22 protein-coding genes are annotated in these 23,402 nt (G+C 73.4%); 10 read left to right on the top strand and 12 right to left on the bottom strand.

Going from position 1 to position 23,402, the window contains the following annotated elements; translation table 11 throughout:
* Positions 1-134 precede the first annotated feature (134 nt).
* From ACIBCT_RS30650 to ACIBCT_RS30640, 3 genes are all read left to right on the top strand, one after another.
* Positions 135-734 (top strand): DUF305 domain-containing protein, encoded by a 600-nt coding sequence (locus tag ACIBCT_RS30650; protein ID WP_399194467.1) that lies wholly within the window; start codon positions 135-137, stop codon positions 732-734.
* A 105-nt stretch (positions 735-839) separates the two neighbouring features.
* A complete protein-coding gene (locus tag ACIBCT_RS30645) occupies positions 840-1,733 on the top strand; it encodes an MEDS domain-containing protein (protein ID WP_399194465.1) in 894 nt (297 codons plus the stop codon).
* Positions 1,730-2,683 (top strand): anti-sigma factor RsbA family regulatory protein, encoded by a 954-nt coding sequence (locus ACIBCT_RS30640; protein WP_399194463.1) that lies wholly within the window; start codon positions 1,730-1,732, stop codon positions 2,681-2,683. Before ACIBCT_RS30645 ends, ACIBCT_RS30640 begins: the two co-directional genes overlap by 4 nt.
* Positions 2,684-2,870: 187 nt before the next feature.
* Here the strand turns inward: ACIBCT_RS30640 and ACIBCT_RS30635 are convergent, their stop codons facing one another.
* Positions 2,871-3,815, bottom strand: coding sequence for a sulfite exporter TauE/SafE family protein (locus ACIBCT_RS30635; protein ID WP_399194461.1), 945 nt, complete (start codon positions 3,813-3,815; stop codon positions 2,871-2,873).
* 478 nt (positions 3,816-4,293) lie between these two features.
* Between ACIBCT_RS30635 and ACIBCT_RS30630 the strand changes: the two genes are divergently transcribed.
* The 3 genes from ACIBCT_RS30630 to ACIBCT_RS30620 all read left to right on the top strand — a co-directional run bounded on the left by ACIBCT_RS30630 (position 4,294) and on the right by ACIBCT_RS30620 (position 7,947).
* Complete coding sequence (locus ACIBCT_RS30630; RefSeq protein ID WP_399194459.1) at positions 4,294-6,159, top strand: pentapeptide repeat-containing protein; 1,866 nt, start codon at positions 4,294-4,296, stop codon at positions 6,157-6,159.
* 168 nt (positions 6,160-6,327) lie between these two features.
* Entirely contained in the window at positions 6,328-6,891 is a 564-nt protein-coding gene (locus ACIBCT_RS30625; protein ID WP_399194457.1) for a YybH family protein, read from the top strand.
* Positions 6,892-6,975: 84 nt separating this feature from the next.
* Positions 6,976-7,947, top strand: a complete 972-nt coding sequence (locus ACIBCT_RS30620; RefSeq protein WP_399194455.1) for an alpha/beta hydrolase — start codon at positions 6,976-6,978, stop codon at positions 7,945-7,947.
* Between the two features lie 61 nt (positions 7,948-8,008).
* Here the strand turns inward: ACIBCT_RS30620 and ACIBCT_RS30615 are convergent, their stop codons facing one another.
* A complete protein-coding gene (locus ACIBCT_RS30615) occupies positions 8,009-8,986 on the bottom strand; it encodes an aldo/keto reductase (protein ID WP_399194453.1) in 978 nt (325 codons plus the stop codon).
* A 131-nt stretch (positions 8,987-9,117) separates the two neighbouring features.
* On the opposite strand from ACIBCT_RS30615, the gene ACIBCT_RS30610 reads away from it, so the two are divergent.
* From ACIBCT_RS30610 to ACIBCT_RS30600, 3 genes are all read left to right on the top strand, one after another.
* A complete protein-coding gene (locus ACIBCT_RS30610; protein WP_399194451.1) occupies positions 9,118-9,627 on the top strand; it encodes an ArsR/SmtB family transcription factor in 510 nt (169 codons plus the stop codon).
* A gap of 84 nt (positions 9,628-9,711) precedes the next feature.
* A complete protein-coding gene (locus tag ACIBCT_RS30605) occupies positions 9,712-9,840 on the top strand; it encodes a hypothetical protein (RefSeq protein ID WP_344907219.1) in 129 nt (42 codons plus the stop codon).
* Positions 9,841-9,969: 129 nt separating this feature from the next.
* Positions 9,970-11,046, top strand: a complete 1,077-nt coding sequence (locus ACIBCT_RS30600; RefSeq protein WP_399194449.1) for a TauD/TfdA family dioxygenase — start codon at positions 9,970-9,972, stop codon at positions 11,044-11,046.
* A gap of 156 nt (positions 11,047-11,202) precedes the next feature.
* Here the strand turns inward: ACIBCT_RS30600 and ACIBCT_RS30595 are convergent, their stop codons facing one another.
* From ACIBCT_RS30595 to ACIBCT_RS30550, 10 genes are all read right to left on the bottom strand, one after another.
* Positions 11,203-11,631, bottom strand: coding sequence for an ester cyclase (locus ACIBCT_RS30595; RefSeq protein WP_399194447.1), 429 nt, complete (start codon positions 11,629-11,631; stop codon positions 11,203-11,205).
* Positions 11,613-12,065 (bottom strand): VOC family protein, encoded by a 453-nt coding sequence (locus ACIBCT_RS30590; RefSeq protein ID WP_399194445.1) that lies wholly within the window; start codon positions 12,063-12,065, stop codon positions 11,613-11,615. Before ACIBCT_RS30590 ends, ACIBCT_RS30595 begins: the two co-directional genes overlap by 19 nt.
* Positions 12,066-12,123: 58 nt before the next feature.
* The gene (locus ACIBCT_RS30585; protein WP_344907232.1) at positions 12,124-13,038 is read right to left on the bottom strand and encodes an ABC transporter permease; all 915 of its coding nucleotides are present in this window, start codon (positions 13,036-13,038) and stop codon (positions 12,124-12,126) included.
* Positions 13,035-14,213, bottom strand: coding sequence for an ABC transporter permease (locus tag ACIBCT_RS30580; protein ID WP_399194443.1), 1,179 nt, complete (start codon positions 14,211-14,213; stop codon positions 13,035-13,037). The genes ACIBCT_RS30585 and ACIBCT_RS30580 overlap by 4 nt, the downstream gene beginning before the upstream one ends.
* Entirely contained in the window at positions 14,210-15,796 is a 1,587-nt protein-coding gene (locus tag ACIBCT_RS30575) for an ABC transporter ATP-binding protein (protein ID WP_399194441.1), read from the bottom strand. The genes ACIBCT_RS30580 and ACIBCT_RS30575 overlap by 4 nt, the downstream gene beginning before the upstream one ends.
* A gap of 1 nt (position 15,797) precedes the next feature.
* Positions 15,798-16,904 carry a BMP family ABC transporter substrate-binding protein gene (locus ACIBCT_RS30570; protein ID WP_399194439.1) on the bottom strand — a complete coding sequence of 369 codons (1,107 nt, stop codon included), beginning with the start codon at positions 16,902-16,904 and terminating at the stop codon, positions 15,798-15,800.
* 117 nt (positions 16,905-17,021) lie between these two features.
* Complete coding sequence (locus tag ACIBCT_RS30565) at positions 17,022-17,690, bottom strand: flavin reductase family protein (protein ID WP_399194437.1); 669 nt, start codon at positions 17,688-17,690, stop codon at positions 17,022-17,024.
* Positions 17,687-19,255 (bottom strand): amidohydrolase family protein, encoded by a 1,569-nt coding sequence (locus ACIBCT_RS30560; protein WP_399194435.1) that lies wholly within the window; start codon positions 19,253-19,255, stop codon positions 17,687-17,689. Before ACIBCT_RS30560 ends, ACIBCT_RS30565 begins: the two co-directional genes overlap by 4 nt.
* Positions 19,252-20,280: a zinc-binding dehydrogenase gene (locus tag ACIBCT_RS30555; RefSeq protein ID WP_399194433.1), complete on the bottom strand. Its 1,029-nt coding sequence runs from the start codon at positions 20,278-20,280 to the stop codon at positions 19,252-19,254. The genes ACIBCT_RS30560 and ACIBCT_RS30555 overlap by 4 nt, the downstream gene beginning before the upstream one ends.
* 377 nt (positions 20,281-20,657) lie before the next feature.
* The gene (locus tag ACIBCT_RS30550; RefSeq protein ID WP_399194431.1) at positions 20,658-22,130 is read right to left on the bottom strand and encodes an aldehyde dehydrogenase family protein; all 1,473 of its coding nucleotides are present in this window, start codon (positions 22,128-22,130) and stop codon (positions 20,658-20,660) included.
* A 74-nt stretch (positions 22,131-22,204) separates the two neighbouring features.
* Here ACIBCT_RS30550 and ACIBCT_RS30545 point away from each other — a divergent pair, with 74 nt between their 5' ends.
* On the top strand, positions 22,205-23,287 hold the full coding sequence (locus ACIBCT_RS30545; protein WP_399194429.1) for an NAD(P)-dependent alcohol dehydrogenase: 1,083 nt from the start codon (positions 22,205-22,207) through the stop codon (positions 23,285-23,287).
* Positions 23,288-23,402 lie beyond the last annotated feature (115 nt).

Below are 23,402 nucleotides of genomic sequence, written 5' to 3'. Positions count from 1 at the left end.
CCCCGGAGCACCGTCCGGAGATCTCGCGGCACGATCTCCCGCGGAGCCTGAACCACCGCGGCGGAGGCCGCGTATCTCACGGTGGAACGGCACGAACGATCCTTCCCACCCGTACGAAAGGGGCAGTGATCACGATGAGCACCCGGCGGTCGCGCAGACGACGGTCCCTGACCGCCACCCTGCTGGTCTCCGCCATGCTGACCGCCGGGTGCTCGTCGGTGGCCGCGGCGCCGCCTCCCGTCCAGGCGATGGGGGTGGGCTCGGACCGGGGCGACGCGGACGTGCGGTTCTCCCAGGAGATGATCTCCCACCACCGCTGCACCATCCGGCTCGCCGGCCTGGTGAAGGACAGGACCGACGACCCGTACGTGCGCGGCCTGGCCGCCGCCCTCGTCCGCAGCGAGACGGCCGACATCGACCTGATGACCGGCTGGCTGCGGTCGTGGAAGGCCGAGGTGCCCGCCGAGCGCGACCCGGACGACCACGGGGCCCACGGGGCCCACGGCATGCCGGGCACGGTGTCGGCCGCGCAGTTCTCGTCCCTGGAGAGACGTTCGGGAGCCGACTTCGACAGGAGGTGGCTGACCGTGCTGGGCAGGCACCTCGACAGCGGCGTCCGGATGTCCCAGGTGGTCATCGCCCTGGGCAGGCACCGTCCCACGGCCCGGATGGCCGGCAGGCTCGTCACCGAGCAGCGGGCCCGGATCAAGGAGATCGGCGGAAAGCTCACCTGAACATCGGGCAAACCTTATATTTCAGACATCCAATGCCCGGTATAGGCTGAGGGAGAAGAACCACGAGACCCTTCAGGGACCCCGTGTTCCCCCGGCGAGGCGGTGATGGGTGCAGTGGTGCGCCAGGTCAGGGACGTGAGACCCGGTGATCATCTCTATTCGGCGTTCTCGCACGAGAGCGAGCAGCGCGAGGTGGTCACGGCCTTCGTCGGCGACGGGCTGGAGTCCGGGGAGCGGGTGCTGTACCTCACCGACGACCCGGCGGGCGAGCGGGTGCGCCGCTGGCTGGGGAGCGCCGGGATCGACACGGCCGCGGCGACCCGGACCGGCCGGCTCACCCTGAGGTCCGCCGAGGACGGCTACCTGCCCTCGGGCCGCTTCGACGTCGACGCGACGATCGCCATGCTGAGGCGGGAGGTGGACTCCTGCCTCGCCGCGGGGTTCACCGGGTTCCGGGTCAGCGGGGAGATGGGCTGGGCACTGCGCGGCGCCCCGGGGACCGAACTGCTCGACACCTACGAACGCCGCGTCACCGCCCTGTTCGACGAGGGCCTGTCCGCGGCGATCTGCCAGTACGACACCCGCCTGTTCCCCTCCGGGCGCCTGGACGCCCTGGTCGGCTGCCACCACGACGGCGTGCAGGCGAACGCGCTGTTCCACGACGGCCGGTTGCGCATCACCCCGGGCTCCGCCCCCTCGGGCGCCCCGCTGCTGCGGGTGGCCGGCATCGTGGACCAGGACAACATCGCCGCCCTGCGCACGGCCCTGGAGGCCCTCCTGCGCGACGGCCCGGACGACGACGTACGGCTGGACATGGCGGACCTGGAGTTCATCGACGTGGCCGGGCTGCGCGACCTGGCGAGCACGGCCGCGCTCCTTCCCCGGGGACGGCACCTGCGGATGCTGAACCTGGCCCCCATGCTGGGCGAGGTGGTCCGCCTAGTGGGCTGGGACCGGACCCCCGGCCTGATCCTCGACCCGGAGGTCGTCCCCGCATGAGCACCCTCACCGACGACGCGACCGCCCCCGGGCTCGTCCACCAGGCGCTGATCTACGACGACGACCGGGCCTTCCTCGCGGCGACCACCGGTTTCTGCCTGGACGGCCTGGCCGGCGGCGACCGGGTCCTGGCCGTGACCACCGAGGCCAACGCCGGGCTCCTGCGCACCGCCCTGGGCGGCGCGGCGGACGAGGTGGAGTTCGCCGTCGCGCGGGACTGGTACGACGCACCAGGGCGGACCCTGGCCGCCTACAACGCCTACGTCGAGACCCACTCCGCCGCCCACCGGCGGATCCGCGTCATCGGCGAGCCGGTCTGGCACGGCCGCGACGGGCGGCAGGAGGCCGAGTGGACGCGCTACGAGTCGGTGATCAACGTCGCCTTCGCCGACAGCCCGGCCTGGATCCTGTGCCCCTACGACACGCGGACGGTCCCCGGGCGCGTCGTCGCGGACGCCCGGCGCACCCACCCTGAGCTGCTGGACGGCTCCGGCGCGCACCGCAGCGACGCCTACGCCGATCCGGCGTCCTTCACCCACGCCGCCGACCGCCTCCCCCTGCCGCCCCCTCCCCCGGGGGCCGGGGTGACCGTCCGGTTCGGCGCCGACCTGGCCCGGATGCGGGAGCGGGTGGCCGCCTGGGCGGGGACGCTGGGCCTTCCCGCCGAGCGGGTCGAGCGGCTGGTCCTCGCGGTCAACGAGGTCGCCACCAACGCGGTCGAGCACGGCGGCGGGCACGGCGAGATCCGGCTGTGGGCCGACGCCGGAGCCGTGCACTGCGACGTCACCGACCCCGGGTCGATGGACGCGCCCTTCCCCGGCCATCTCCCGCCCGCCCTCCCCGGGGGGCGGGGCCACGGTCTCTGGGTGGTCCGCCAGGTCTGCGACCTGCTGGAGATCCGTACCGGCCGGCCGGGCACGCAGGTCCGCCTGCGCCTGACGCGCGGCTGAGCCCGGCGCGCCGGCCTCCCCTGCCCTCCCCGGCCGCCCTCCCGGTCCCGGCTCTCGCGTACCCGATCCGGCCCGAACACCCTCGATGCCGCCCGGACACCCCTCGGGGCCGCCCGGACACGCGAACGCCCCCTCGCCGAGGCGAGGGGGCGTTCCGGACGGGGTGACGGATCTCCCGACCGGGCTGTCAGCCGATCGTGCCCGCGGTCTCCTGCTCGGCGGCGCGGCGCCGCTCCTCGGCCTCGATCGCCTCGGCCGTCTCGTTGTCGCGGTCGCGGCGGTACTCGCGCACCGAGTAGGCGATGGCCGCGGCCCAGATGACGGCGATGGTGATGTACGCGATCGCCTGGATGCTCCCGGAGGCGTCGATCCAGTCGCTGCGCAGCAGGGTGCGCACGTTGGTCAGGATGATGACGCCGCCGACCGCGGAGCCCAGGATGCGCGGCGGGATGTGCCGGACCAGCCAGGCGGCGATGGGGGCCGCGATGACGCCGCCGATCAGCAGGACGGCCACCCAGGAGAAGTCGATGTTCTCCGAGCCGATGCCGAAGAAGAAGCCGACGCTGGCGGCGATGGCGACCAGGAACTCGCTGGCGTCGATGGAGCCGATCACCTTGCGCGGGGCCAGGCGGCCGCTGGCCAGGATCGCCGGGGTGCCGACCGGGCCCCAGCCGCCACCGCCGGTGGCGTCGACGAACCCGGCCACCAGGCCGAGGGGGGCGAGGAAGCGCTTGCGCAGCGGCTTGCCCAGGTTGCCGCGCGGGAGCCCGAACGCGGTGAAGCGGATCAGGACGTACAGACCCAGCACGAGCAGGATGATCGACATGATCGGGGCGGCGACCTCGGTGGAGAGGCCGGACAGGAAGGTGGCTCCCGCGAACGCGCCGATCGCGCCGGGGATACCGATCTTGGCGACGACCTTCCAGTCGATGTTGTTGAACCGCCAGTGAGAGATGCCGGAGGCGAGGGTGGTGCCGATCTCGGCGAGGTGAACGGTGGCCGAGGCGGCGGCGGGGTTGGTGCCGATGGCCAGGAGCAGCGTCGTCGAGGTGACACCGTAGGCCATGCCCAGGCTGCCGTCGACGAGCTGCGCGGCGAAGCCGACAAGACCTAAGAGGATGAGCGCACGCACGACGCCCCCCTTCCTGTTTTTCCTACTGTGCTGATAGGGATTATGGTGATTGAAGGGTACGGCGCCGTCAAGTCACGTTTCAAGCAGGCGTCTCAGCCCATGGACACCCCGTCTCGGCGGCGACGGCCGTGGACGGGGGGCGAGGACGAGGGGCGGGGGCGGCCGACGACCGGACGGATCCGGCCGAAGGCCCGGCGGGGCCGGGGATGCAGGTCCGCGGGCCCTTCCCGCGCGGGTCCCGGGCCGTCTGCGTGACGCGCGGACGGGTCCTGCGGAGGCGGCCGTCAGGTGATCGGCAGGCGGTTCGCAAGCGGCCCGCAACCGGGCCCCCCTAGAAAAGGTCCCGTTCCCGTATGGTCGTCGGGCGATTCCCCGCGAGGAGCCGTCCGTACCGACCCGTCAGCGAACCACCCGCCCGGCGCCGCCTCTCCCCCGCCGGCCGGGTACGCCCGTCCCGGGGGGAGACAGTGAGAGAGACATGCCCAGCCCTGCCCCCCTGCTCGCCGGTGCGATGATCCTGTTCGCGGCCCTGCCCTCCGGGCCCGCGTCCCCGCTGCGGACCTCGGACGCGGCCGGTGCCGTCCGCGTCGCTCACACCGCCGTCCACGCGGGCGGCCCCGCGGCCCCCGCCGCCCAGGGCGCGCCCGCCACCCGGTCCGCGGGCGCCGGGGCGCCGTGCAGGCCGGGCAGCGGCCCCAGGCTGGCCGGCAGGAACCTCACCCGGGCCACGCTGCCCGCCGACCTGTCCTGCGCCGACCTGCGAGGGGCCCGGCTGGACGGGGCGGTCGTGCGCAGCGTGCTGACCAGGGCCGACCTGCGGGGCGCCTCGCTCAAGGGCACCCGGCTCGGGCATGCCGAGATGGCCGGGGCCAGGCTGGGCAAGGCCGACCTGACCGAGGCCGAGCTGTACTACGCGAACCTGCGCGGCGCCGACCTGCGCGGGGCGGTCATGGACGACTCCCTGCCGTACGGCGCCCACTTCGAGGAGGCCGACCTGAGCGGCGCCACGATGGTGCGCGCCAAGACCTACGGCGCCCAGTTCGACGACGCGAAACTGGTGGGCGTCGACCTGAGCGACGCCGACGTCTACGGCGCGGACATGCGCCGGGCCGACCTCACCGGTCTCAAGGCGGCCAAGGCCCGCATGTACGGCGCCACGCTGCTGCGGGCCGTGTTCCGGGACGCCGACCTGCGCGGCACGCAACTGCGCCAGTCGGCGATGAACGGCGCGACGTTCAAGGGCGCCGACCTCGGCGGGGCCGACCTCGGCGACGTCACGGGGGCGCGGCTGGAGGGCAGCAAGGGCATGCCCAAGACCCTGCCGGCCCCCGACCCGGCGTGCGAGCCGGGCAGCGGGCCGCGGTTCGCGGGCTGGGACCTCACCAAGGTCGCCGAGTTCCCCCGCGACCTGAGCTGCGCCGACCTGACCGGCGCCAGGCTGGAGGGGGTCGACCTGGGCTCGGTCAAGCTGGACCGGGCGATCCTGCGTGACATCGTGGCCACCGGGGCCACGATCCGCTACGCCAAGGGGGCCGACCTGCGCGGCGCCCTGCTGGAGCACGCCAACTTCGGCAGCGCCGAGCTCATGGGCGCCGACCTGAGCGGGGCCCGCATGTCCGGGGCCCGCTTCGGCAGCGCCAAGCTCGCCGGGGCGAACCTCGCGAAGGCGGAGCTGTCGGGGGCGTCGTTCGGCAGCGCCGACCTGACCGGGGCCCGGCTGGGCGGCGCCGACCTGCGCGACACCGAGTTCGGCAGCGCCAGGGCCGACCGGGCCGACTTCACCGGCGCCAGGATGGAGCGGGCCGACCTGTCCAGCGGCGAGTTCCGCGACGCGGTCTTCCGGGGGGCGACGCTGAGCGGCGCCGACGCGGGGTTCACCGAGCTGCGGGGAGCCGTCTTCGCGGGCGCCGAGGTCACCGGCCTGGACACCGGCGGCGCCGAGGGCGCCGACCTGTCGGGGTCGTCCAGCAGGATGGCGTTCGGCTGGGTGGTCTTCCTGTCCGTGACGGGACTGGTGGTCCTCTGGGTGGTGTTCAAGACGGTCGCGCGCGCCCGGCGCCGGGTGAGGCTCACCAAGGCCGAGACGGCCGAGCAGGCGGTCCGCTTCGAGGAGGCCCGGGGGGTCCAGGAGGAGAACGTGACGCGGCTCGGCGAGAAGATCGACCGCCTGGCCGACGGGGGTGGCGGGGACGCGATCGACTGGAACCGGGCCCTGGACTGCTACGACGCCGCCAAGGAGGCGCTGGCGACCGCGCAGGACCTCGGGGACCTCAAGGCGGTGGACGTCATCGTGGCCCGGGGCCACAACGCCCTGACCCGTCCCGATCGCCGGACCGGGAAGTGAGGCGGGCCGGACGAACGGGCCGGACGAACGGGGTGGACGAACGGGGTGGACGAACGGGGTGGACGAACGGCACGGCGGATCCCGGTCCGTGGTCCGCGATGATTTCCGGGAGCCGCCCGGGTTGTAGTCCTGACCGATGACGGCGACCCGGAAGGACCGTACCGACCGATGACGACCGATGACGAGCAGATCCGCACCCTGATCCGGCGATGGGCCGAGGCGGTCGACGACGGCGACCTCGACGGCGTCCTCGCCGACCACGACGACGACATCGTGATGTTCGACGTGCCGCCCCCGTACGAGGGCGTGCGCGGCATCGACGCCTACCGCGAGACCTGGCCGTCCTTCCTGCGGTGGCAGACGCAGAAGGGCGTGTTCGAGATCGAGACGCTGGACGTCACCGCCGGTGACGACGTCGCCTTCGCCCACGCCCTGGTGCGCTGCGGCGAGAAGGAGCGGCTCACCGAGGAGCCGCGGGCACGCCTGCGGCTGACGCTGGGCCTGCGCAGGCGGCAGGGCAGGTGGGTCGTCGCCCACGAGCACCACTCGTTCCCCCTCGTCGAACCGGCCCCCGCTCCGGAGGTCACCGCCGGCGGCAAGGTCGGCGCGGACGGCGAGGGCACCGCGGAGGACCGGGCCGGCGCGGACGACCGGGGCACCGTGAACGACGCGGAGGACCGGGTCGGCGCGGACGGCGGGGGCACCGTGAACGACGGGGTGACCGGGGGCTGAATTTGTGACGGGACGGCGGCTCGCCCATGATCTGAGGAAGACCCATCGTGAGCGGGCCCGCCGTTCTCGACGAAGAGAGGCGATATGACACTTCACCGGAACCTCGATCCCGGCCTCGCCGCCGCCGTACGGGAGGGCAGGCTGCCCGCTCTCGACCTCGGCTCGGTGCGGGTGGAGGACCTGCCCGGAATGCGCCTGCAGATGAGCGAGGCGCTCGCCGCCATGGAGCCGCTCCCGCGGGACGAGCGGGTGACGATCGAGGACCGGACGGTCCCCGGCCCCGACGGCGACCCCGACGTCCGGCTGCGGATCTACCGCCCGGCCTCCCCTACCGGGACGATCCCCGCCCTGTACTGGATCCACGGCGGCGGCATGATCTTCGGCCAGGTCGAGATGGAGGACCCGGTCCTCACCGAGTACGTCGTCGCGCTGGGGTGCGCGGTCGTCTCGGTGAACTACCGTCTGGCCCCCGAGCATCCGGACCCCGCACCGGTCGAGGACTGCTACGCCGGGCTGGTGTGGACCGCCAAGAACGCCGCCGAGCTCGGCATCGACCCGGCGCGCATCGCGGTCGGGGGGATCAGCGCCGGGGGTGGCCTCGCCGCGGGGACCGTGCTGCTGGCCCGTGACCGGGGCGGCCCGGCCGTGGCGTTCCAGCTGCTGATCTGCCCGATGCTGGACGACCGCAACGTCACCCCGTCCAGCAGGGAGTTCACCGACGCCGTCGTGTGGAACCGGGCCGCGAACCTGCTGGGCTGGAAGGCGCTGCTGGGCGAGCGGGCCGGTGGCGAGGACGTCTCGGTGTACGCGGCCCCGGCCAGGGCGGCCGACCTGTCGGGCCTGCCGCCGGCCTACGTCGACGTCGGCGAGCTGGAGGTGTTCAGGGACGAGTGCGCCGAGTACGCCCTGCGGCTGGCGCAGGCGGGCGTCTCCACCGAGTTCCACCTCTACCCGGGGGCCTTCCACGGCTTCGAGGGGCTGGTCCCGGAGGCGGAGATCAGCCGCCGGGCCGCCGCGGAGCGGGTGGTCGCGCTGCGCCGGGCCCTGTTCGACTGACGGGCACGGCCGACGGGCACGGCCGGGCGGTCCGCGGAGCGCGGGCCGCCCGGTCCCGCGGTCACCAGCGGTCGTGGACCTGCGGGCGGATCAGCTCGTCGTAGATCTCCCGTACGCCCCGGAGGGTGGCCTCGGGCAGCGGGACGGCCTCGGCGGCGGCCGCGTTGGCGCGGGCCTGCTCCGGGTTGCGGGCGCCGGGGATGACCACCGAGACGCCGGGCTGGTCGATGATCCAGCGCAGTGCGAACTGCGCCATGGTCATGCCGGGCGGCACCAGGGGCGCCAGGCGGCGCACCGCCTCCAGGCCGGTGGCGAAGTCGACCCCGGAGAAGGTCTCGCCGACGTCGAAGGACTCGCCGTGCCGGTTGTAGGTGCGGTGGTCGTCGGCGGCGAAGACGGTGGACTCGTCGTACTTGCCCGACAGCAGGCCGCTGGCCAGCGGGACGCGGGCGATGATGCCGACCCCGGCCTCCACGGCTGCGGGGAGCACCTTCTCCAGCGGCTTGAGCCGGAAGGCGTTGAGGATGATCTGCACGGTGGCCACGCCCGGCCGGGCGATGGCGGTCAGCGCCTCGGCGCAGGTCTCCACGCTCACCCCGTAGGAGGCCACCCGGCCCTCCTGGACCAGCGTGTCGAGGGCGTCGAAGACCTCGTCGGAGGAGTAGACCGGGGTCGGGGGGCAGTGCAGCTGCACCAGGTCGAGGGTGTCGACGCCGAGGTTGGCGCGGGAGCGGTCGGTCCAGGCCCGGAAGTTGTCCAGGGTGTAGGCCGAGGGCTCCTGGGCGACGCGGCGGCCCATCTTGGTGGCCACGGTCAGGCCGGGCCTGTCCTTGATCAGCCGCGCGACGAGCTGCTCGCTGCGCCCGTCGCCGTACACGTCGGCGGTGTCGACGAAGGTCACCCCCGCGTCCACCGCGGCGCCGAGGGTGGCCAGCGCCTCGTCCTCGCCGACCTCACCCCAGTCGGCCCCCAGCTGCCAGGCGCCGAGTCCGACGACGCCGATGTGCCTTCCGGTCCTGCCCAGTTCACGCTTGTCCACATCGGTGATGGTAGTCCGCGTGGCGCTCCCGGACGGCACCGCCCCGGCCCGGGGCCGCAGTAGGGTCGATCGCGTCGGATCCGCCCGGCTCGGAGTCCCCCTCGCGAGCCGACACTTCAGGCAGTGAGGCCATGCACGCGCTCGACGTTCTCGGCGATCCGGTCCGGCGCCGGATCCTGGAGTTGCTCGCCGACGGTGAGCGGGCGGCAGGCGAGATCAGCGCCGTGGTGCAGGAGGAGTTCGGGATCTCCCAGCCCGGCGTCTCGCAGCACCTGCGCGTCCTGCGCGAGAACGGGTTCACCACCGTGCGCGCCCAGGGCACCCGGCGCCTGTACGCCGTCGATCCCGCCCCGCTGCGGGAGGTGGACCTCTGGCTCGACCGCTACCGGCACTTCTGGACCCAGCGTCTCGACGCCCTGGGCACCGAGATCGCGCGCGGGCGACGGGCACGGCGCGCCGCCCAGGCCGCGGACCCGCCCCCCGGCGACGCCCGCGAAGCCCGTGACGTCAGTGACGTCAGTGACGACGTGCGCGACGACGCCCCGGCCTCCCTGACGTCCTCGTCCTCCGACGGCCCCGCCGGCGACGCCGCGACCTCCGGCGCGTCCGCGGGCGAGGCCCCCGACGACACCCGGTCGTAACGTAGCGCGAGACAGCGTCTCTATTGACGGAATGTCAGGCGCGGTCTAGCGTGGTGGGACAACCACGAGCCGCAGGAGAACGCCATGACCCAGGAAGCCGTGCCAGGCTCCGGGTCCGTCCTGTCCGGCCGCGGGGACTCGATGCGGGTCGACCCGCCGCGCAAGGGCCTGCGCCCAGGTACCGCCGCCGGGGATCCGCAGACCCCCTTCTGACTCCGGCGCGGCGGCGGGTGCCGCCGCGCGGACGTCCGCGCGACCTCTCCCGCCGTCTCCGGCCGGAATCACGCACCGCCCAGGCGGGCCCTTCCTGAGACGACCCCGAGCATTCGGAGCGCATCGACCATGACCACAGACATCTCCATGTCCCCCATCACCGGACCCTCCGCCTGGCGCGGCGACGAGCTGGCCGGATCCACCGAGTGGATCTACGTTCTCAGCGACGCCGAGCGCGAGGAGCTGGAGGCCGTGGGCCGCCGGTTCGTCGAGGACGACCCCGACCTGCGGACCGTGTCCGCCGGGAGCTACCCGCTCTCGGTCTCCCACGCCATGATCGACGAGTGCGCGCGGCAGATGGACTCCGGCCGCGGCTTCGTGCTGGTGCGGGGCCTGCGCACCGACGAGTACGGCGACACGCTGGCCGGCGCGATCTTCTTCCTGATGGGCCTGCACCTGGGCACGCCGATGGAGCAGAACCAGCTCGGCGACGTGCTCGACCACGTCATCGCCACCTCCAACAAGACGCTCGACGACGCGGGCGCGCTGCCGTCGCGGGTGCGCGACCGGCTGCCCTTCCACTCCGACAGCTCCGACGTGGTCGCGCTGATGTGCCTGCGCGCGTCCAAGGAGGGCGGCTCCAGCAGCCTGGTGAGCGGCACGACGATCTACAACGAGATCCTGCGCCGCCGCCCCGACCTGGCGCCCCTGCTCTTCGAGCCGTGGCACTGGGACTGGCGGGGCCAGGACCCCGACGCCCCCGCCGACACCTACGTCTCCCCGATCTGCAGCTACGTCGAGGGGACCTTCAGCACCTACGCGGGCAGCTCGATGATCTTCTCCGCGCAGAAGTACCCCGGCGTGCCGCAGCTGACCGACGCCCAGGTCGAGCTGCTGCACCTGTACGACGAGATCACCCAGGAGCCGGGGCTCGCGCTGGACATGGACTTCCAGCCCGGTGACGTCCAGTGGCTGCTGAACTACGCCGCCCTGCACTCGCGCACCGGTTACGTCGACTGGCCCGAGCCCGAGCGCCGCAGGCACCTGCTGCGCCTGTGGCTCAAGCGCGACGTGGGCCGCCCGCTGGTGGAGGGGTTCGGCAAGAACGTGGTGAAGGAGCGCGGCGAGGAGGCGGCGCAGCCGCTGCCCGGCGGCAACTTCAGGATCACCGAGGCGGTCGTGCCCAACATGGACTGGGGCAACTGACCCGAAAGTGCACACGAAAGGCCGGCGGGGACTTCCCCGCCGGCCTTTTCGGTGTCGTCCGGTGGACACCCGTGCCGTCCGGCGGGATGACGCTCCTCCGCGGCGGCCGGAGCCCACCGGGCCGTCTCCGTGCCGGCCGGTGGGCATCGGGCCTTCTCAGGCCGAGGGGTCGAGCTGCCGCCGCACCTCGCCGCTGTCCCAGTAGTCGACGCGGTGGGCGATCAGGCCGTCGGGGCCGACCCGGAACCGGAACACCCCGCGCACCCGCACCGTCCCGGCCCCGGGCACGGCGGGCCGGAACGACATCAGGTACGCCAGGGCCGCCCGGTCGTCCTCGACCACGAGGTCCTCGACGTCGTAGCGCAGGTCCGCGAAGTCGGCCAGGAAGACCGTGAGGTTGGCGCGGTAGTTCGCCCTGCCGGTGACGTCGCGCCCCATCGCCGAGGTGTGCTCGTTGACGAAGTCCTCGCTCACCCGGGCCGCGATCGCGTCGGCGTCGTGCGCGTTGAGCGCCTCGACGTACCCGAGGACCGCGGCCCGGGTGAGGCCGGCGTCGGGGCCGGCGTTCAGGAGGGGGTCGCCCACAGCCTGCGTACCGTGTTGAAGACCTGCTGGTTGTGGGAGATCTCGACGACGTTGCCGTCGGGGTCCTTGAGCGCGCAGATGTAGCCGACCGGGTCGGGCATGTCGCGCGGCTCCCAGTGCAGGCAGCCCAGCTCGCGCGCCCGGTCGGCGATGCCGTCCACGTCGGCGCGCTCGGGCACCTCGATGCCCAGGTGCGCGAACGGCGTCAGCAGCCCCAGCTGCCCGCCCTTGTCCTTGTTGAACGAGACCAGGACCAGGACCATCGGGGTCTCGGCCTGCTTGTCGTTGGAGAGCCAGGCGCTCTCGCCGTCGGCGTCCCGGAACCGCTCGACCACCACCAGGGGGGTCAGCGAGGTGTAGAACGCGATGGCCTTGTCGAGGTCGCCGGTGGGCAGCGCGACGTGCGTCCAGCGAGCCTGGGTGAGATCACTCATGGTTCCTCCATTTGTTCTATTCATACCTGTATGACCGAGAAAGTCCATATATGTGCCGTCAGGTGGAACCTCGTTCGAAGGGCTGGCCCAGTGCCCTGGGTTCGCGGTGCTGGTTGGCGAAGATCAGCATCGCCAGCAGGGCCAGCAGGTAGGGGGCCACCACCAGCAGCTGGGAGTTGAGCGTCAGGCCCAGCGCGGGCAGCGCCAGGCGCATGGCGTCGGCCAGGCCGAACAGCGCGCAGCCGAGCAGGGTCCGGCCCAGCCGCCAGGCACCGAAGATCACCGCTGCGATGACGATGTACCCGCGCCCCGCGGTCATGTTCTGGTTGAACGAGCCGACCTCGCCCACCGCCAGGTACGCGCCGCCGAGCCCGGCCAGCGCGCCGCACCACAGCAGCGCCTGGCGGCGGCGCAGGTTCACCCGGATGCCGGTGACGTCGGCCGCCTGCGGCTGTTCCCCGACCGCCCGCAGTTCCAGGCCCCACCTGCTGCGTTCGACCAGCCACCAGGTCAGCGGGATGATCACGATCAGCAGGTACACCGGCCAGCGCTCCACGAACAGGGGCTGCCCGATCAGCGGGATGTCGCGCAGCCAGGGGATGCTGACCTGCGCGACCTGGTGGGAGTCGAAGGAGCTGATCGTGATCAGGTAGCTGGTCAGCCCGAGCACGAGGGCGTTGAGCACCAGGCCGACCACGAAGGTGTTGATCGCCAGCCGGTGCGAGAGGTTGCCGTGCACGAGGCCGATCCCCAGGCCGATCACCACTCCGGCCACCAGCCCGGCGGTGGCGCTGCCGGTCGCGCTGGCCACGGCGATCGAGCCGAACGCGGCGCTCAGCATCATCGCCTCGAGGGAGATGTTCATGGCACCGGCCCGCTCGGCGAGGTACTCCCCGCACGCGGCGAAGGCCAGCGGCACGGTGAGCCGGATCCCGCTGGACAGGATGGTGGAGATGTCCTCTGTGGCGATCACAGGGCGGCCCCCTCTGCGACGGGCGCGGGCCGCTGCTCGGCGCGCGCGGTACGGAGTCCGGACCGCCTGCGTCGAAGGGCGGCGACGACGACGGGCGGGGCGACGAAGGCCAGCACGAGCAGGGCCTTGACCACGTCCACCAGGAAGGGGGGCACGCCGGTCGCGGCCAGGAAGCCGCCGCCGGAGCGCAGCACGCCGAACAGCAGGGCGACGGGGATGGTCAGCAGCGGGCGGTTGCGCGCGACCAGGGCGACCAGCAGGCCGTCCCAGCCGATGTTCATCGCGACGCCCGGCTGCAGCCGGTGCACGCCCACCGGGCTGGCCAGCAGCACGGCCCCGGCCAGGCCGGCGAAGGCGCCGGAGATGGCCAGTGCCACCCCGCCCAGCGCGTCGACGCGCACCCCGGCGTGCCGGGCGGTGAGCGGGTTGAGCCCGAGCATGGTGAGCCGGAAGCCCCACCGGGTGCGGGCGATCGCCACCGCGACCACCACGGCGCCGACCAGCGCGAGCACCAGCCCGCCGTTGAGCTGGAGGTTCGGGTACTCCCCCATGGAGACGAGCAGCGCGTTCGCGGGCAGCGGGTTGGACTGCGGGGAGACGACCGCGTCGCCGACCCGTGACTCCTGCAGCAGCCAGGAGGTGTTCACCGAGAACGCGACGAGCTGCTGGGCGATGAAGATCATCAGCAGTGTGCTGACGACGATGTTGACCCCGCGGAAGCGGTACATCAGCGCGCTGAGGGCGGCCCAGGCGCCTCCGGCCAGCGCGGCGGTGACCAGCACGACCACCAGCAGCAGCGGGCCGGGGAGCGCCAGGCGCAGCCCCACCCAGGCGCCGAACAGGGCGCCGACGAGGACCTGGCCCTCCTGGCCGATGTTGAACACGCCCGACCGGGCGCTGACGCACGCGCCGACGGCGACGAGCAGCAGCGGTGCCGCGTACAGCAGCGTGGAGGTCCAGGCCGTCCAGTCGGCCATGCTGCCCTGGAAGAGGGCCTGCACCGAGGCGAGCGGGGACCCGCCGGTCGCGGCGATCAGCAGCGAGGACAGGGCCAGCGCCACGACCACGGCGAAGGCGGTGGCCAGGGCGGTCTGGCGGCCGACCGGCCCGGGGGTGAGGAGGGTGAGCAGACGGCGGCCGGAGGCGTCCGGAACGAGGGTACGGGCTTCGTTCACGCGGCCACCCCGCCCACCAGCATCCCGAGCCGCTCGGCCGTGGCCTGCCCGGTGGGGAGCACCCCGGTGATCCGTCCCGAGGAGATGACCGCGATCCGCGAGGCCAGGGCCATGACCTCCTCCAGCTCGGTGGATATCAGCAGCACGGCCACCCCTTTCGACGCGACGTCGCGCAGTCGCACGTACATGTCCTCGATGGCTCCCACGTCCAGCCCGTGGGTGGGCTGCGCCGCGACCAGGACGGCCGGATGGGCCGACAGCTCGCGGGCCAGCACGACCCGCTGCTGGTTGCCGCCCGACAGGCTGCGCACCGGCGCGTCCACCGACGGGGTGACGATGTTGAACTCGGCCACCAGGCGGCGGGCGACGGCGTGCGCCTTCCTGCGGCTGAGGAAGCCCCGGCCGCTGACCGCGTCCAGGGACTTCATGACCAGGTTGTCGGCGACGCTCATGTCCAGCACCACGCCCGAGCTGTGCCGGTCCTCCGGCACGATGCCCAGCCCGGCCGCGTGCAGCGCGCCCGGGCGGTTCAGGTCGACCGGGACGCCGGAGACCTCGACCGAGCCCGAGTCCGGGGGCAGCAGCCCCGACAGCAGGTCGCCCAGGGTGGCCTGGCCGTTGCCCTCGACCCCGTACAGGCCGACGATCTCACCGGGTGCCACGTCCAGGCTGAGGTCCGACAGCACCCGCACGCCGTCGAGGGTGACGGTCAGGTCGCGCAGCCGCAGCGCGGGCGCCTCCTGTTCCGCGGTCCCGGACGGCTCCGGCCGTACGTCCCCGGGGGTCTCGACCGGCAGCAGGCCCAGCGCCGCGGCCTCGGCGCCCAGGGAGACCTCCCTGCCGACCATCCGCCTGGCCAGCTCCTGCGGGCCGGTCTCGGCGGTGGCGCTGTGGAAGACGACCCTGCCCCTGCGCAGCACGGTCACCCGGTCGGTGGCCGCGGTGATCTCCGCCAGCTTGTGGCTGATCAGGATGACCGCGCGGTTCTCCGAGCGGACCACCCGGCGCAGCACGCCGAACAGCTCCGCCGACTCCGCCTGGGTCAGCACCGACGTCGGCTCGTCCAGGATCAGCACCGAGGGGTCGCGGCGCAGGCACTTGATGAGCTCGACCCGCTGGCGCTCCCCGGCCGAGAGCCGCGCGACCCTGGCCGTCGGGTCGATCGGCAGGCCGTAGCGGGCGGAGACCTCCCGGACCTGCTCGCAGGCGGCGGCCCTGTCGATCCTCCCGGTGTCGCCCAGGATGACGTTCTCCCAGACCGTCAGCGGGTCGATCAGGCTGAAGTGCTGGTGCACCATGCCGATGCCGAGCGCCACGGCCTCCTGCGGGCTGGTGATGTCCACGGGCCCGTCGTGGTGCAGGATGCTCCCGGCGTCCCGGTGGACCAGGCCCAGCAGGATCTTCATGAGCGTCGACTTGCCGGCCCCGTTCTCCCCGAGCAGGCCGTGGATCTCGCCCTGGTGCACGGCGAGGTCCACGGCGTCGCAGGCGACGACCGGGCCGTAGCTCTTGCTGATTCCCCGCAGCCGCAGCGCGGGCGCCGATGGCGGGGTGAGCCCCCTCGCCCGTTCGTCGTCCGTCATCTCAGGAACCGAGCCTCTTCACTTCCGCCTTGGTGTCGATCTTCTTGCTGCCCACGTCGGCGATGAAGGTGTCCAGCTTCTCCTTCTGCTCGGGGGTGGGCTTGCAGATCTTCACGGTGGGGAAGGGGTCGACGCCGAGCGTCCAGACCTTCTCCACGCCCATCTGCAGCTTGGCCTCGGAGAAGTCCTCCAGGGCGGCCCTGAAGTAGTCGCCGGGGCTGAACAGCACCGAGATGTCGAAGGTCGGCCTGGTGGAGGCGCAGCGGTCGGTGCCCGGGGTGAGGGTGAGCACCTTCTTGCTGTTGGCCAGCTCCGCCGAGGCGTCGGTGGCGCCGCCCAGGTAGGGGTAGATGACCTTGACGCCCTGGCTGATCTGGGCCTGGGTGGCCTCCTTGGCCTTGGCCGAGTCGTTGAGGTCGCCGGTGTAGGTCGTCACCACGGTGCCGTCCGGGACCACCAGCTTGATGCCCGCCTTGAACGCGGCGGCCGCGCCGGTGGTGAAGTCGGCCTCGGGGCCGGTGACGAAGCCGGCCTTGGTGTGGCCCGCGTCCTTCATGATCAGGCCGGCCGCGTACCCTGCGGCGAGCATGCTCTGGTCCGCCTCGTCGGTGGAGAGCACGATCTTCGGGGTCTGCGGGATGTTGTCGGACGAGGGCACGTACCAGGCGGTCTTCGCGCAGACCGGCTCCTCCGAGGCCGGGATCGCGTCCCGCAGCTCCGAGGCTCCCAGCGCGACCATGTCGACCTTCTGCTGGCACAGCGCCCGCGCGGCGTTGAGCGCCTCGCTGGTGTTGACGCTGCCGCGCTTGATGATCGTCCAGCCCTGCGCGGTGGCGAACTCCTGCGCGGTGTCGACGAAGCTCTGGTAGTAGCCCTTGTCGTTGATGTCACCGGGGCTCAGCACCCCGATGACGACCTTGCCGTCACCGTTGACGTCGGGCTGGCCCGCGAGCACGGTGCCGCCGTCGGTCTTGGCGCCCGCGTCGCTCGGGGCTGCGGCCGGGGCCGGTGCCGTGGCGTCGTTGCTCGCGCAGCCGGCCAGCGCCAGCGCGCCGAGACAGGCGGTCAGTGCGGCCGTGGACCGGCCCCTTCGATAGTATGCGGCCATGACGATCCTCTCGATCTGATGCACGCGCGCCGCCCGACGGCGCGCAAGGGGGGACGAATCTTGGTCGCCGGCGGGGGTCCGGGCTTTGCCGAGCCCCTCCCCCGCCCGCGAGGCGGGTCAGGCGAGCACCTCCTCGTCGCCGGAGCGCAGGTCGGCGTAGGCGACGCGCTCCTGGTGGAAGACCGTCTCCTCGGTCGCCGCGACGAACCAGGGGAAGCCCATCCGCCCGACGGCGTGCACCCTGGTCGGGTCGATCCGGCCGGGGGAGGACATGATCGACTCGTCCGCGGTGATGCAGACCACCTCGGCGAGCACGATGTGCACCCCCGAGAAGCAGGAGGAAGGGTCGCCCCGGTCGATGACCTCGCGCACCCGGCACTCCAGGTGGGCGGGGCTGTCGGCCAGCGAGGGCGGCGCCACGACCTGTGACGGCACGGTCCGCCAGCCGACGAGGCCGGCCTCGTCCACGCCGGCCGGGTACTCCCTGGCCACCGTCTCGATGTGCTCGGCCAGGGCCGTGGTGGTGACGTTGATGACGAACTCGCCCGAGGCGCTGAGGTTCACCCAGCTGTCCTTGGGCTCGTCGGTCGCCTCCCTGACCGTGCCGATGGTGACCGCGACGAGCGGGGGCTCGCCGCAGATCGGCATGTAGTAGCTGAACGGGGCGACGTTCACGCCGCCCTGCGCGTCCAGCGTCGTGATCATCGCGATCGGACGCGGTACCACGAGCTGGGAGAGCAGCCCCTGCTTCTGCGCCGGCGTCCGGCCGGCGAGGTCGATGATCATCCGCGTACTCCCTGGACGTGTTCCTCCGCGGGCACGGTCCGCCAGCGGTGCGGGACCTCGATGCCGGTCCGGGCGAGCAGCGCGGCGGAACGTTCCCGCGCCTGCCCGGCCAGGTCGTCGAGGTCGACGGTGGTGATCCGGCCGTCGCGCACGACCACCCGGCCGTCGACGAGGACGTCGCGGACGGTGTGGCTGGGCGCGCCCCAGACGAGGTGGGTGGCGAGGTCCCCGCGGGGGATCCAGGCGGGGTCGCGGGCGTCCATCACCACGAGGTCTGCGGCCTTGCCGACCTCGATCGAGCCGACCAGGTCCCCCAGCCCGACCGCGGCGGCCCCGTCGATCGTGGCCAGCGCGAACGCCCGGCCGGCGCCGAGGACCGGACGGGTGTCGCGGTCGCGCTCCAGCGCGGCCAGCAACCGGGCGGCGCCCAGCAGGTCCGGGACGTCCCCGGCGTTGTGCGAGTCGCACCCCAGGGCGAGCCTGCCGCCGCGGTGGACCAGCTCGGCGTGCCGGCCGGCGCGGGCGTAGCCCTGGCCCAGGCGCAGGTACGCCCCGGGGCAGGAGGCCACCGCGGTCCGCGTCTCGACGAGGGCGTCGAGCTCGGCGTCGTCCAGCCAGACGGCGTGGCCGAGGACCAGGTCGGGGCCCAGCACCCCGAGGTCGCGCAGGTGCAGCACCGGCCGGGTCCCGGCCCGGCGGGCGTAGGCGTGGACGTCGGCCTCTCCCGGCGAGATGTGCCAGGTCAGACCGACCCCCAGCCGCGCGGCCAGCTCGGCGGCGCCGGTGAACAGCTCGTCGCTCGCCAGGTCGTGGCCGACCAGGGTGACCCAGCCGGTGACGGTCCCGCCGGGCGGCAGCGCCCGTACGGTCTCCTCCTGCAGGGCCAGGGTCTCGGCGGCGGGCAGCGCGTGCACGGCGCCGGGCACGTCCCAGCCCCAGCGGCCGACCCGGGCGCGGACACCGGCCGAGCGCAGGCCCGCGGCGACCCGCAGCGGGTGGGCGACCGTGCCCGGCTCCAGCAGGGTGGTGACCCCGAGCAGCAGCGACTCGGCGGCGGTCAGGGTGGCCGACAGCTCGTCGTCGTCGCCGGTGACCTTGCCGTGCAGCGGGACGATCCAGTCGAAGATGGACTCCTGGGAGCCGATGTCGTCCGGGATCATGCTGCGGACCAGCGGGTCGGCGGTGACGTGCTGGTGGGCGTTGACCAGGCCGGGGATGACGACGCAGCCGGTCGCGTCCAGCTCGGGGGTGCCGGGGAACGCCTCCCGCAGCACGGCGGCGGGGCCGATCGCGGCGATGCGCCCCGCGGCGACGGCGACGGTGGCGCCGGTGACCACCTCGCGGCGCGGCGACATCGTCACCACGTCCCCCCCGACGATCAGCAGGTCGGCGGCGGTCCCGCTCGGGGTTCCCGGGCCGTCCGGGATGCCGGGGCCGTGCTGAGCGCCGGAGCCGTGCGGGGTGCCGGAACCGTGCTGAGTGCCGGAACCGTCCGGGGTGCCGGGGCCGTGCGGGGTGCCGGGGCCGTCCGGCCGGGGGCCCGGGTACGCGCGCGGCCCGGTCACGGCCGCACCAGCACCCTGCCGACCAGGTCGCGCGAGCGCTCCAGGTCGAAGGTCTCGTACAGCTCCTCCAGGCCGCACTCGGCGGCGCGCACGGTGCGCAGGCCACCGGCGAAGTAGGCGCCGAGCATGGCGGAGAAGTCGGCGGGGGTGTACGCGCCGGCGCCCAGCAGGCGGATCCCGCGGTGGTAGATCTCGGCCAGGGAGAGCGAGACCTGGTCGCCGCCGGTGTTGCCGAACGTCACCAGCCGGCCGCCGATCCGCAGGCAGTCCAGGGACCGCCGCCAGGTGGCGGCGCCCACGTGGTCCAGGACGACGTCGGCGCCCCGGCCGCCGGTGTGCTCGCGGACGGCGTCGGCCAGCGGCTCGTCGTTGCGCACCAGCAGCTCGGCGCCGAGCCCGGCCGCCACCGCGAGCTTCTCGTCGCTGCCGGCCACCGCCACCACCCGGGCACCGGCCCGCCTGGCCAGCTGGACGGCGGCGATGCTCACCGAGCCCGCGGCTCCCTGGATCACCACGAGGTCGCCGGCGCCCACCTCGGCGACGGCGTGCACGGCGTGCCAGGCGGTGCTCCACGGCGTGGGCAGACAGGCGGCCTCGTCCAGGTCGACGTGATCGGGCACCGGGTGCGCCAGGTGGGCGGGGACCGCCACGAACTCGGCGTAGCCGCCCGGGACGTTCCCGCCGATCACCCGCAGCGAGGCGCAGTGGCCGCTGTCGCCGGCCAGGCAGTGCGGGCAGGCGCCGCAGCCCACCGTGGGGTCGACCACGACCCGGTCGCCGGTCCGCAAGGTGGTGACCGCGCTCCCGGTCGCCGCCACCCTTCCGGCGATGTCCATGCCCGCGATGTGCGGGAGGCTGAAGCCGGGCAGCACTCCGGGGCCGCGGCGCTGGAGCATGTCGAGCCGGTTCAGGGCGCAGCCGCCGACCTGGACGACCACGTCGAGCGGGCCGGGCTCGGGGTCGGCGACCCGCTGGACGCTCACCGCCTCCGGACCGCCGAAGGCCGTCTGGACCAGTGCTCGCACGCTACCCCTCCAAGCGATCGTAATTCACGATGGCGTCTCGCATTGTGATTCTGGGTCGCAATGCGTCGTACTCTGCCCCCGCTCCGGGGGCCTGTCAATGCCTCCGGAGCCAAGAGCCCCGCGCGTCACACGCTTGTTACACGAGCGTCGCTCACACTAAATATCCGCAGGTTGGAACGCTCCCGTCCCATGATGAGGGGGTCGGGGGGGTGCTTCGGCGCGGGGGAATCCGGCCGGGGGATGCGCCGTCACGCGAGCGCCCGCCCCGGAGGGGCGCCTCACCGCGGGGACGTCCGGCCGGGAAGAAGGCCTCACGACGGGAGCGCCCGGCCGGGGAGGACGCCTCACGACGGGGGCGTCCGCCCCGGAGGGGCACCTCACCGCGGGGGCGTCCGGTCGAGCAGGCGGACGGCGACCGCCTTCTCCTGGGTGTACTCCCGCATCGCCGCGTACCCGCCGCCCCGGCTGAACCCGCTGTCCCGCTGCATGTTGAAGGGGAAGCCGATGACCCCGGCGTCGGCGAACTGGTTGACCGACACCTGGCCGGAGCGCACCTGTTGGGCCAGGCGCAGCGCCCGGGAGACGTCGCCGGTCCAGATGCAGGCGAGCAGCCCGAAGTCGGTGTCGTTCATCATCTCCAGCGCCTGCCGGTCGCCGGAGAACTCCTGGACCGCCAGCACCGGCCCGAAGACCTCCTGCCGGGACAGCCGGGAGCGCGGGTCCACGCCGTCGAAGAGCGAGGGCTCGACGAACCAGCCGCCCCCCTCCCCCTCGGCGGCCGGGCCGCCCCCGGTGACCAGGCGGGCCCCCTCGGCCGGGGCGCTCTCCAGGAAGCCGAGCACCCGGCGGTACTGCGCCTCGTTGACCAGGGGCCCCATGTCGAGATCGGCGTCCCAGGGGCCGATCCGGACGGCCTTCATCAGCTCGGCCACCCGTTCCACGACCTCGCCGGCGACGGAGGACTCCACCAGAAGTCTGGAGCCCGCGTAACAGTTCTGCCCGGCGTTCTCGGTGATGGAGCCCACGATCGCCGGGATCGCGACGTCGAGGTCGGCGTCGGCGAACAGCACGTTGGGCGACTTGCCGCCCAGCTCCAGCTTGACCGGGACGAGGTTCTCGGCCGCGGCCCGCATGATCGCGCGGCCGGTGGTCGTGGAGCCGACGAAGCTGATGTGGTCCACGCCAGGGTGGGAGGTGAGCGCGGCGCCGGTGTCGGCGCCGATCCCGGCGAGCACGTTGAGCACGCCGGGAGGGAACCCGGCCCTGCGGGCCAGCTCGGCGAGGGCGAACGGCGCCAGCGGGGCCACCTCCGACGGCTTGAGCACCACCGTGTTGCCCGCGGCCAGGGCCGGCGCCACGTTGGCCGCGGTGAGCACCGCGGGAACGTTCCAGGGGATGATGACCGCGCAGACGCCGTACGGCTCCTGCAGGGTGTATCCGAGGTAGTCGGGGGTCCGGGTGGGCAGCGTGACACCGGTGAGCTTGTCGGCGGCGCCGGCGAAGTACTCCACGATGCCCTGGGCGATGAAGACGTTCGTCCGCCCGCCCGACAGCGGCTTGCCGACGTCCCTGGCCTCCAGCCGGGCCAGCTCCTCCACGTGCTCGCCGATCAGCTCCGACCAGCGGCGCAGCAGCCTGCCGCGCTCGGAGGCCGAGGTCGCGGCCCAGCCGGGGAAGGCCCGCCGGGCCGCCGCGACGGCGTCGTCGACGTCGCCGGCGCCGGCGCGGGCCACCGTCTGGATGGTCCGGCCGGTGGCGGGGTCGACGACGGGCAGTTCCCCGGAGTCCCGGGCCGCCGTCCACTCGCCGTCGATCAGCTGCTGGGCGGGAGGGATGAAGAGTTCGGCCATGGTTGGAATCCTTGACCCCTTCCGTTCTGCATGTCAAGATGCCATCTCATTTTATGAAAACAGTTGGGGGATCCGTGCGCATCACCGCCGCCGTTCTGGAGACCGCCGGGGGCCCCTTCGTCCTCCGGGACGTCGACCTGGCCGAGCCCAGGCCCGACGAGGTGCTGGTGCGCGTGGTCGCCACCGGCGTCTGCGGCACCGACCTGGAGTTCGCAGGCTTCTTCCCCACCCCGGCCGTGCTGGGCCACGAGGGCGCCGGGATCGTCGAGCGGGTCGGCTCACGGGTCACGTCGGTCTCCCCCGGTGACCACGTGGCGATGAGCTTCACCTCCTGCGGGGCCTGCCCGGCCTGCCTGACCGGCTCCCCGGCCTACTGCCGCGACTTCGACGCCCTCAACTTCGGCGGACACCGGGCCGACGGCTCCTCGGCGCTCTCGCTGGACGGCGCGCCGGTCAACGGCCACTTCCTGGGGCAGTCCTCCTTCGCCACCCACGTCGTGGCGCCCGAGCGGGCCGTCGTGCCGGTGGACGCGAGCCTGGACCTGACCCGCATCGGCCCGTTCGGCTGCGGCGTCCAGACCGGCGCGGGCGGGGTGTTCAACGTGCTGCGCCCCGGGCCCGGCTCCTCCATCGCCGTCTTCGGGGCCGGCGCGGTGGGCGTGGCGGCGATCATCGCGGCCTCCCTCAGCGGCTGCTCGGTCGTGGCCGCGGTCGACGTCAACCCGGCCAAGCTGGAGGCGGCCCGCTCCTACGGGGCCACGCACACGATCGACTCCTCCGCCGGCGACCCGGCCACGGCACTGCGCGAGATCGCGCCCCACGGGTTCGGGTTCACCGTCGACACCACCGGCCGCCAGGAGGTGCTGCGCACCGCCGTGGAGGCACTGGCCCCGCTCGGCCGGTGCGGCGTGATCGGCGTGGGCCCCAGCCAGGACATCAGCCTCGACTGGCGCAGCGTCCTCAACGGCCGCACCGTCACCGGCATCATCGCCGGCTCCAGCCTGCCGCAGGTCTTCCTGCCCCGGCTGCTGGACCTGTACGCCGCGGGCCGCTTCCCGGTCGACCGGATGATGACCCCCTACCCCTTCGAGCGGATCGGTGACGCGATCGCCGATCTGCGCGCCGGCAGGACCGCCAAGGCCGTCCTGACCTTCTGACCTCGGTGTCCTTGTTCGCGGGGGCGTGATGTCGCCGCGACATGCGAGACATTGTCTCGTGATCCGCACCGGGTTAGACTTCCCGGACCCAGACACCCAGTGGCGCGGCTGGGCA

Origin of the sequence: Streptosporangium sp. NPDC050855, from assembly GCF_044456585.1 — a bacterium.
GTDB lineage: Bacteria > Actinomycetota > Actinomycetes > Streptosporangiales > Streptosporangiaceae > Streptosporangium > Streptosporangium longisporum.
The sequence above is the reverse complement of the archived record's forward strand: the minus strand, read 5'-3'. Positions and strand labels throughout refer to the sequence as shown.